The sequence below is a fragment of the Streptomyces pseudoechinosporeus genome (genome assembly GCF_054783935.1).
The window spans coordinates 1-1130 of sequence record NZ_BAAGPS010000037.1 but is presented as its reverse complement, the minus strand read 5'-3'; the positions used below and the strand labels follow the sequence as shown (position 1 = coordinate 1130).

The 1130-nt window shown below is 65.5% G+C and carries 1 protein-coding gene; it reads left to right on the top strand.

Annotation, left to right across the window (positions count from 1 at the left end; genetic code table 11):
• Positions 1 to 371 precede the first annotated feature (371 nt).
• The gene (locus ACYVO6_RS32440; RefSeq protein WP_461067456.1) at positions 372 to 1046 is read left to right on the top strand and encodes an ATP-binding protein; all 675 of its coding nucleotides are present in this window, start codon (positions 372 to 374) and stop codon (positions 1044 to 1046) included.
• The last annotated feature ends 84 nt before the right edge of the window (positions 1047 to 1130 follow it).

Genomic DNA, 1130 nt, shown 5'->3' with positions numbered 1-1130 from the left:
CACCCCGGCGGGAAACCTGTTCGACCCACGCGTTCCATGATCGGTTGAGATACGGCTTCTTAGAGCCGCTCCAGTCCAGCGCCGCACCGACCTGGGCGCAGGTCAGGGCATTCGCCTCGCGCAGCTTCTTCAGCTCGATCGAGAGGCGACGACGGCGTGCCGTCGGTGAACCTGCCATCCCCAAACACCCTTCTCGTAACCGGGGTTCAGTCTCGGTGCCAAGGGGGGTGCTTGCCAATCACTCAATAGTGGGAATCCCGCCGTGCACATTGCACGACGGGATGCGCCGCCCTCATTCTTACGAGCATCGCCACTCTGCGTGTGGCGTGGATAACTCCGTGAGAGGGGCGAGTGTGATCCAGACAATGTGCATGCCGCGAAAGCCGTGGGACCTCTACTTCACGGCTGAGCCCGAGGAAGTGGCCGCCCTGCGCCGGATCATGCGGCTGCACTTGGGGACTTGGGGCCTGCACGAGATCGTCGACAGCGCCCAACTCTGCGTCAGCGAACTCGTCGCCAACGTCATCACGCACGTCGGCCTCGGCACTCCGACCACGCTCGCGGTGTCGATGAGCGGTACGCACCTGCGTATCGAGGTCCACGACCCCGATACGCGCGCGTTGCCCACCCTCGTCCACGCGGGCTCCGACTCCGAGGGCGGACGAGGCATGGCCCTCGTCGACGCCATCGCCGACCGCTGGGGTGTCCAGCTCCATGGCGATCGGAAGGTGACCTGGTGCGAGCTGGCGACTGGGCTGTCGTCTCCTCAGGGGCATTGCGGTGGTGCGCGCGTGACGAGAGCCGAGGCCATGCTCGGGCTCTACGGCGCCGCCCGACTCCCGCGCACGGCAGCTCCGAGCACGTTGAGCGTAGCCGTTGCGGAGGAGGCCGCAATCGATGTGATCGCGGACCTCCTTCACTGGTTGCGGGTGCATGGTTGCGATGCGGACGAAGCACTTGATCGCGCCCAGACCCACTTCGAGGCAGAGGTCGCCGAAGGCGAGGGGTCTCCGGCTTGGCCGGGCCCTCTTGAGCGTTCCGCTTGAGCGCCCGATGGGTGGCGCGGTCTCAGAAGCCGTATCTCAACCGAACGTGATCGTTTGATTCTTGCTGGTCAGGCATGGTTTCGC

Excerpts from the sequence above, each read along its gene's own strand:
- ACYVO6_RS32440 (WP_461067456.1), top strand. The coding sequence starts at position 372 with ATGCCGCGAAAGCCGTGGGACCTCTACTTCACGGCTGAGCCCGAGGAA.